Source organism: Providencia sp. CIM-Carb-044, assembly GCF_033901115.1.
GTDB classification, from domain to species: Bacteria; Pseudomonadota; Gammaproteobacteria; order Enterobacterales; family Enterobacteriaceae; genus Providencia; species Providencia hangzhouensis.
Map to the genome: position 1 here is coordinate 23,425 of NZ_JAXADV010000022.1, position 7,247 is coordinate 30,671.

Sequence of the window (7,247 nt, forward strand, 5' to 3'; positions counted from 1 at the left end):
ACTACACTTTTTTGACTAAGCGTGCATAAAAGAAACCATCACCACCATTAGTACTTGGTAATACTTGTAACCCAGCATCGGTTCCATCATTTAGACTGGCGTCATTATGTTTAGATAGGAAATTTTGTATTTGCTTTCCATTTTCTTCGGGCATAATTGAGCATGTCGCATAAAGTAGAGTACCGCCCGGTTTTAAATAAGGCCAGATAGCTTCGAGAATTTGAGCTTGTAGTTGCGCCAATTCATTTATATCCGAATCACGGCGTAGCCATTTAATATCAGGATGACGCCTAATAACGCCTGTAGCGGAACAAGGTGCATCAAGTAAAATACGGTCAAATTGCTGATCTTTCGCCCATTTTTCAGGCTGTGTGCCGTCTCCTTGTATAACAACAGCATGTTGCTTAAGACGAATTAGATTTTCTTTCACTCTTTTAAGGCGATATTCATCGATATCTACAGCAATAACATTCGCTCTAGGGGCTAATTCTAAAATATGGGTTGTTTTTCCACCTGGTGCTGCACATAAATCTAAAATACTTTCCCCATTTTGAGGTTCTAGCAATTCAGCGCAGCCTTGAGCTGAGACATCTTGTACTGTTGACCAGCCATCTTCAAAGCCCGGAAGACGAGATACTGCGGTGGGTTCATCTAACCGAATAGCATTTGGATGTGAGGGGTGCAAATGTGCGGTTATCTCAGATTGTTCTAGTAAGTTGAGATATTGTGCAGCAGTGTGATGTTGAGAGTTTACTCTTAACCACATAGGTGGGCGTTGGTTATTTGCTTCAATAATAGATTGCCAATCCTCTGGATAGGCAGTTTGTAGGCGTTTTAATAACCAGCTTGGATGTAAATATTGGCTAGTGTTGTTAGCAATCCTTTCTTCTAATTGTACTTGTTGGCGCTGAAATGAACGTAATACGCCATTAATAAGCCCTTTTAATTGGGGCTTTTTCAGTGCAACTGCGCCATCTACTGTTTCTGCTAATGCAGCATGAGGCGGTATACGAGTATAAAGTAGCTGGTAGATGCCTACCATAATTAAGTAATGTAGGGTTCTTTGTTTACCCGTTAATGGTTTTTCCATTAGCTGGCTAATAAACCATTCAAGTTTAGGTAAATAACGTAAAACGCCAAAGCAAATTTCTTGTAATAAAGCTTTATCTTTATCATTGATATTGCGTTGTAAGTCAGGCAGTACAGTGCTTAATGATTGGCCGTTATCAAGGACTTGGAAAATTGCTGTTGCCGCGATACTACGCAAATTATATGTGTTTTTCATATGGTGAGGATGAATTCATTAGTGACTGAAATAAAACTGCCTGAAGGTATCAGGCAGTTTACAAGTTCGTTATGCTAGAACTTGCTCTGGGGTAAACCATTCGCGACGAGAGTTTAGGATATCTTGTGCACTCATTGCTTTTTTGCCAGGCGGTTGTAGCTGAGTAATATTTAGTATGCCATTTCCTGTGGCAATGCATATACCTTTTTTGTCAGCGCTAATAATTGTTCCTGGTTGCTTATCATGTGCTTCTTCGAGTGCTTCAGCTTGCCAAACTTTAATGAGTTGTTCTTCAACCATGAAATAACTCATTGGCCAAGGATTGAAAGCACGAATACAGCGCTCAATATGTACAGCATCATCTTGCCAATTAATGCGAGCTTCTTCTTTTGATAATTTTTCAGCGTAATTTGCTAATGAATCATCTTGTTTTTCAGCTGTGCATTGGCCTGAGGATAGCATTTCAACAGTATGAATTAATGCTTCTGGGCCTATTATTGCTAACTTGTCATATAACGAGGCGCTTGTATCACTAGGGTTAATTGGACAAATTGCTTTGTAAAGCATGTCTCCGGTATCTAAACCTGCATCCATTTGCATAATAGTCACACCCGTTTCAGTATCACCAGCCCAAATAGAACGTTGAATTGGTGCCGCTCCTCTCCAGCGAGGTAACAAAGAGCCGTGAACATTCAAGCAACCTAAGTGAGGAATATCGAGAACGGCTTGCGGTAGAATCAGGCCATAGGCAACAACTATCATTAAGTCTGCATTTTGGTTTTTTATCCACTGCTGGTTTTCGCTATCTTTAAGAGATACTGGTTGAAAAACAGGGATTTGGTGTTCTTCAGCGAGAACCTTGACGGGGCTCGGAGTTAACTTTTTACCTCTTCCCGCAGGTTTATCATGGCGAGTGAGGACGCCAACGATTTGGTGTCTAGTATCTAAGAGAGCAGCTAAATGTTTGGCCGCAAAATCGGGGGTACCCGCAAAAATAATTTTTAATGGCTCTGACACGTTAATTTCCCTATTTATATGTAGCGAATTAGCTATTTTTGGCTTCTTTTGCTCTTAGTCTGTCTAACTTTTCAACTTTCTGGCGGATGCGCTGACGTTTTAAAGGCGATAAATAGTCAACGAATAGTTTACCAACAAGGTGGTCCATCTCATGTTGGATACAGATAGCTAATAAACCATCAGCCTCCAGTTCAAAAGACTCTCCGTTATAGTTTAGCGCGCGAACTTTTACCTGCTCAGCACGAGGGACGAAGCCATGTTGTTCTGGAATAGACAAGCAACCTTCTTCGATCCCCGTTTCCCCTGATTTATCTAGTAATTCAGGGTTAATAAGAACTAAGCGATCATCACGAGTTTCAGACACATCAATAACGATGATTCTCTGGTGGATATCAACTTGTGTTGCTGCAAGGCCAATACCTTCTTCTTCATACATGGTATCGAACATATCATCAACGATACGCTGTATAGAAGCATCAACTTTGTCTACTGGCTTAGCAATTGTGCGTAAGCGTTCGTCTGGGTAATGTAATACGTTTAAGACTGACATAAATTTTTCGAGCAGTTTCCAAAATGTGAATGGGAATTAATGACTATTCTAGACATTTCTCATTCATATTGACAGTATTGGTTATGATTTGTTCACTGAAGAACCTATTTGTTGATGAGTCAGGATGACAATAATGAATATCCAAGAAATTTGGTTAAGAATGTCACAGGTTAAAAGGTTATTACCTCTGAATGCAGTAAGAATAATTAATGAGCTAAAACAACTAAATAAAATTAGCTATCAGACTTTACACCATCATGGTTTGAATGAAATACAGCAATTACAGTTTATGAATGTCTCTATGCACCGGCTTGAGAAAGTACAGGCATGGCTTTCAAATAAACATCATCAAATGATTACTTTCTGTGATTCCCATTACCCTTTTTTATTAAAGCAAATTTACCGTCCTCCTCTTTTATTATTTGTCGTGGGAAAAAGTGAATTATTGGTAACGCCACAAATTGCTGTAGTTGGAAGTCGTAGAGCAAGTGAATACGGCAGAATATGGACTAACCTATTTGTGAAGAGCTTTGTCCATCATGGTATAACCATCACCAGTGGGCTTGCATTAGGTATCGACGGTATAAGCCATAAGGCTGCCCTTGATAATCGAGGTGAAACAATTGCGGTTTTAGGTAGCGGGTTAGCGAATATTTATCCACGTCAACATACTGAATTGGCTGAAAAAATCAAAAATTATGGTGCTTTGATTTCAGAATATTGGCCTGATGCACCACCATTACCTAAACAATTTCCCAAGAGAAACCGTATTATTAGTGGGTTAAGTAAAGCAGTTATTGTAATCGAAGCAGGGATGAAAAGTGGCTCACTGATAACCGCTAGGTATGCATTAGAGCAAAACCGCGACTTATTTACATTGCCTGCTCCATTAGGTAACTCTGCATTTCATGGCAACCATTGGTTATTACAGCAGGGAGCTTATCTATTAGCTGAACCTGAGGATGTTTTACAGCATATAGGTGATGGGTTAAATTGGATACAAACCGAATTACCTATAGAACAGGCACCACTTGAGTTTAATGTGGTAGAAAATAAAATTTTAGGTATGGTTGGGTACCAAGCGACACCAGTAGATGTCATTGCAGAACAAACCCAAATTCCAGTTACTCAAATTATTACCATATTAACTGAGATGGAAATTAATGGGGTAGTTAGCTCAGGGGCTGGTGGGTATACCAGAGTAACTTAGTTAAAAGCAACAGTAGAGAAAAACATGTCTAAACAACTGCCCTTCGATACAGAAAAAAATGAACATTGTCCAGAATGCGATTCTTTGCTTGTTATCCGCAATAGTTCACATGGGCCTTTTTTAGGTTGTTCAAGTTATCCACAATGTCATTATATGAGACCGCTAAGACCTACGGTGGAAAGTCATATAATTAAAGTATTAGAAGGTCAACATTGTCCTAAATGTAGTCACGACCTAGTGCTTAAGCAAGGCCGATTTGGCATGTTTATTGGTTGTAGTAATTATCCTGAATGTGAACATATTGAGCTAATTGATAAACCGGATGAAACTAAAATTTCTTGTCCGCAATGCCAAAAAGGGAATTTATTACAGAGAAAATCGCGTTATGGTAAGACTTTTTATGCTTGCGACAATTACCCTAACTGTCAGTTTATATTAAATAATAAGCCTATTAATGGTAAATGTAAGTATTGTGAGTATCCATTACTTATGGAAAAAAGGGGGGGACAGGGAGTAAGATTATTTTGTGCCAGCAAACGCTGCGGTAAACAACAAGAAGAATAATGAGTTAAAACTATGTCAAATATATCTACACCTGCAATTGAAAGTATTATTAGTTCATTACAACATGAGGAGGTTATTGCCTATCCAACAGAAGCCGTATTTGGTTTAGGTTGTGACCCTGATAGTGAAACAGCGGTATATAAGTTATTAGAGTTAAAGCAACGCCCTTGGGAAAAAGGATTAATCCTTATCGCTGATAGCTACGAGCAATTAAAAGACTATATAGATGATGAGCAACTAACAGAAGAACAAAAGCAAGCGATGTTTGCAACATGGCCGGGGCCAGTAACATGGGTGATCCCGGCAAAAGTAACGACTCCAAAATGGTTGACAGGTCGGTTTGATACTATCGCAGTGAGAGTTACAGACCATGAATTAGTAAAAAAATTATGCCGTCATTATGGCAAACCTTTGGTATCTACAAGTGCTAATTTAAGTGGGTTAGAGCCTTGTAGGACAACTGAAGATGTTATTGCACAGTTCAACGGGAGTATTCCTGTTCTTGATGGAATGGTCGGTGGTCGTCAAAACCCATCTGAAATAAGAGATGCAAAAACAGGGCAATTATATCGTAAAGGATAATATTGATGGAAATGTTTGCGGTTTTTGGTAATCCAATTCAACACAGTAAATCACCTGTTATACATAAAATGTTTGCAGAGCAAACAGGGGTTTCCCTTGAATATGAAAAAGTCCTAGCACCAATCGAGGGATTCGAACAAAGTCTAATAGGTTTTTTTTCTCAGGGTGGAAAGGGCGCAAACATTACTTTGCCATTTAAGGAGCGTGCTTTTCAGGCTGTTTCTGAATTAACTGCAAGAGCTCAAGTTTGTGGCGCTGTTAATACGGTGATGAAGCTTGATGATAATCGATTGTTGGGCGACAACACCGATGGAATGGGGCTTTTGTTAGATTTACAACGTTTAAAGTTTGTTCATCCAAATAGCCGAATATTAATGATTGGTGCTGGTGGTGCGACACGTGGAGCATTATTGCCACTTTTAGAATATGGCTGTGATATCACTTTGACAAATAGAACCTTTTCTAAGGTTGAATTATTAGTTAATGAATTTTCAGCACTAGGTAAAATGTGCGGGAAAGAGATCTCACAGATCGTATCTGCTGATTTTGATCTGATTATCAATGCGACTTCATCTGGTGTAAGTGGAGAGGTTCCTGCAATCAATCCAAATGTGTTTAGCGATCAAGTTGCATGCTATGACATGTTTTATCAATCATCATTAACGCCCTTCCTTGAGTTTGTGACTCAACATCAAGTGACTAAAATAGCCGATGGCCTAGGTATGCTAGTAGGGCAAGCCGCGTTTTCTTTTAAACTATGGCATGGCATTCTTCCTGAAATTACACCTGTTCTATCTGCCTTATATAAGGAATTGAAAGGGTGAATCAGCAAATTCAATTCCCTGATAGAGAAGAGTGGGATGCGCTATCCAAGCAAGTACGCTTTCCTGTGTTGATCAGCGGAATGCTTGCGGAATGTGCAATTCCTCAGTCATTGTTATTTCAACGTTATGGTAAAGAAGAAACACCTTTGAGTTTATTTCAGCAGTATCGATGGGATATAGAAGAAGAGTTTGAAGCCTTGATTGAACAAGGCCTCGATGATGACGATGGGCTTTACATATTATCAGAAGCTAAATAGTTATTTTTCCATTCGACATAGTTATTCGCTGAATAACGTAAATGGCTTAACTCAGCATCAGTCAATTTTCGGATGGCTTTTGCTGGGCTCCCTGTATATAAGTAACCGGATTCGAGCCTTTTCCCTTGGGTCACTAAACTGTTAGCCCCAATAATAACGTCATCTTCCACTATAGCTCCATCAATAACAATTGAACCCATTCCAACCAGCACTCTATTTCCTATAGTGCAACCATGTAACATAACTTTATGACCAATGGTGACATCTTCTCCAATAATTAACGGGTTCCCCTCAGGGTTACTTGCGGATTTATGTGTGACATGTAGAACTGAGCCATCTTGAATATTGGTACGTGCACCAATAGAAATATAGTTAACATCACCACGCAAAACAGAAAGAGGCCAAATACTGACATCATCAGCTATGCGAACATCTCCAATTACAACAGAAGATGGGTCAATGAAAACGCGTGCATTAATAGAAGGGTAAATACCTAAATAAGGACGTAAAAGTGTGTTCATAGTGATAACCGTAAAAAAGAAATAAAAGATAGCAGTTAAATAACTCATTAGTTCATTATGAATTTATGAGCGAGTAGGTTGCTAAAGTTAGAATTATAGGCATGAAGTCGTTTCTTTTATAACCGTTATGCGGTGAAAAAGCACAAGGTGGCTATTTTATCCGCAAACAGAGTTTTTTTTTAAAAAAAAGGTTGTGTAATTCTGAAGGCTCCCTATAATGCGCATCCGTTGTCACGACAAACCGGTTAGAAGAAAACTTCGTAACCCAGTGATAACAGAGGTGAGAAAGAAAAAAGTTGAAAATAAACGCTTGACTTTCTAAATAAAAAACGTATTATACGACACCTCGCGACAACGACCTGATTCACGGAATCCGGTTCAAAAATCGAAAGATTCAGTCGCAACGCTCTTTAACAATTTATCAGACAATCTGTGTG

The 7,247-nt window shown here is 39.1% G+C and carries 9 protein-coding genes; 5 read left to right on the top strand and 4 right to left on the bottom strand.

Translation table 11 applies throughout. The features are described 5' to 3' along the window. Position 1: 1 nt before the first annotated feature. The 3 genes from rsmB to def all read right to left on the bottom strand — a co-directional run bounded on the left by rsmB (position 2) and on the right by def (position 2,852). Complete coding sequence (gene rsmB / locus SJ312_RS22105; protein ID WP_004265505.1) at positions 2-1,285, bottom strand: 16S rRNA (cytosine(967)-C(5))-methyltransferase RsmB; 1,284 nt, start codon at positions 1,283-1,285, stop codon at positions 2-4. 69 nt (positions 1,286-1,354) lie between these two features. Beyond that, positions 1,355-2,302, bottom strand: a complete 948-nt coding sequence (gene fmt / locus SJ312_RS22110) for a methionyl-tRNA formyltransferase (protein ID WP_165880935.1) — start codon at positions 2,300-2,302, stop codon at positions 1,355-1,357. A 28-nt stretch (positions 2,303-2,330) separates the two neighbouring features. Then, positions 2,331-2,852: a peptide deformylase gene (gene def, locus SJ312_RS22115; protein WP_004265511.1), complete on the bottom strand. Its 522-nt coding sequence runs from the start codon at positions 2,850-2,852 to the stop codon at positions 2,331-2,333. A gap of 133 nt (positions 2,853-2,985) precedes the next feature. Between def and dprA the strand changes: the two genes are divergently transcribed. From dprA to SJ312_RS22140, 5 genes are read left to right on the top strand one after another with little or no spacing between them, the layout of a single operon-like run. Further along, positions 2,986-4,062 (top strand): DNA-processing protein DprA, encoded by a 1,077-nt coding sequence (dprA, locus tag SJ312_RS22120; RefSeq protein ID WP_036959221.1) that lies wholly within the window; start codon positions 2,986-2,988, stop codon positions 4,060-4,062. Positions 4,063-4,086: 24 nt separating this feature from the next. Further along, on the top strand, positions 4,087-4,626 hold the full coding sequence (locus SJ312_RS22125; protein WP_036959223.1) for a type I DNA topoisomerase: 540 nt from the start codon (positions 4,087-4,089) through the stop codon (positions 4,624-4,626). Positions 4,627-4,638: 12 nt separating this feature from the next. Beyond that, entirely contained in the window at positions 4,639-5,208 is a 570-nt protein-coding gene (gene tsaC / locus SJ312_RS22130) for an L-threonylcarbamoyladenylate synthase type 1 TsaC (protein WP_096865179.1), read from the top strand. A 5-nt stretch (positions 5,209-5,213) separates the two neighbouring features. Continuing rightward, on the top strand, positions 5,214-6,032 hold the full coding sequence (aroE, locus tag SJ312_RS22135; RefSeq protein ID WP_110591023.1) for a shikimate dehydrogenase: 819 nt from the start codon (positions 5,214-5,216) through the stop codon (positions 6,030-6,032). Beyond that, on the top strand, positions 6,029-6,289 hold the full coding sequence (locus SJ312_RS22140; RefSeq protein WP_110591024.1) for a DUF1488 domain-containing protein: 261 nt from the start codon (positions 6,029-6,031) through the stop codon (positions 6,287-6,289). Before aroE ends, SJ312_RS22140 begins: the two co-directional genes overlap by 4 nt. Here the strand turns inward: SJ312_RS22140 and SJ312_RS22145 are convergent. Continuing rightward, positions 6,265-6,810 carry a gamma carbonic anhydrase family protein gene (locus SJ312_RS22145; RefSeq protein WP_094963182.1) on the bottom strand — a complete coding sequence of 182 codons (546 nt, stop codon included), beginning with the start codon at positions 6,808-6,810 and terminating at the stop codon, positions 6,265-6,267. The genes SJ312_RS22140 and SJ312_RS22145 overlap by 25 nt on opposite strands. Positions 6,811-7,247 lie beyond the last annotated feature (437 nt).

Excerpts from the sequence above, each read along its gene's own strand:
- rsmB (WP_004265505.1), bottom strand. The coding sequence starts at position 1,285 with ATGAAAAACACATATAATTTGCGTAGTATCGCGGCAACAGCAATTTTC.
- def (WP_004265511.1), bottom strand. The coding sequence starts at position 2,852 with ATGTCAGTCTTAAACGTATTACATTACCCAGACGAACGCTTACGCACA.
- dprA (WP_036959221.1), top strand. The coding sequence starts at position 2,986 with ATGAATATCCAAGAAATTTGGTTAAGAATGTCACAGGTTAAAAGGTTA.
- SJ312_RS22125 (WP_036959223.1), top strand. The coding sequence starts at position 4,087 with ATGTCTAAACAACTGCCCTTCGATACAGAAAAAAATGAACATTGTCCA.
- tsaC (WP_096865179.1), top strand. The coding sequence starts at position 4,639 with ATGTCAAATATATCTACACCTGCAATTGAAAGTATTATTAGTTCATTA.
- aroE (WP_110591023.1), top strand. The coding sequence starts at position 5,214 with ATGGAAATGTTTGCGGTTTTTGGTAATCCAATTCAACACAGTAAATCA.
- SJ312_RS22145 (WP_094963182.1), bottom strand. The coding sequence starts at position 6,810 with ATGAACACACTTTTACGTCCTTATTTAGGTATTTACCCTTCTATTAAT.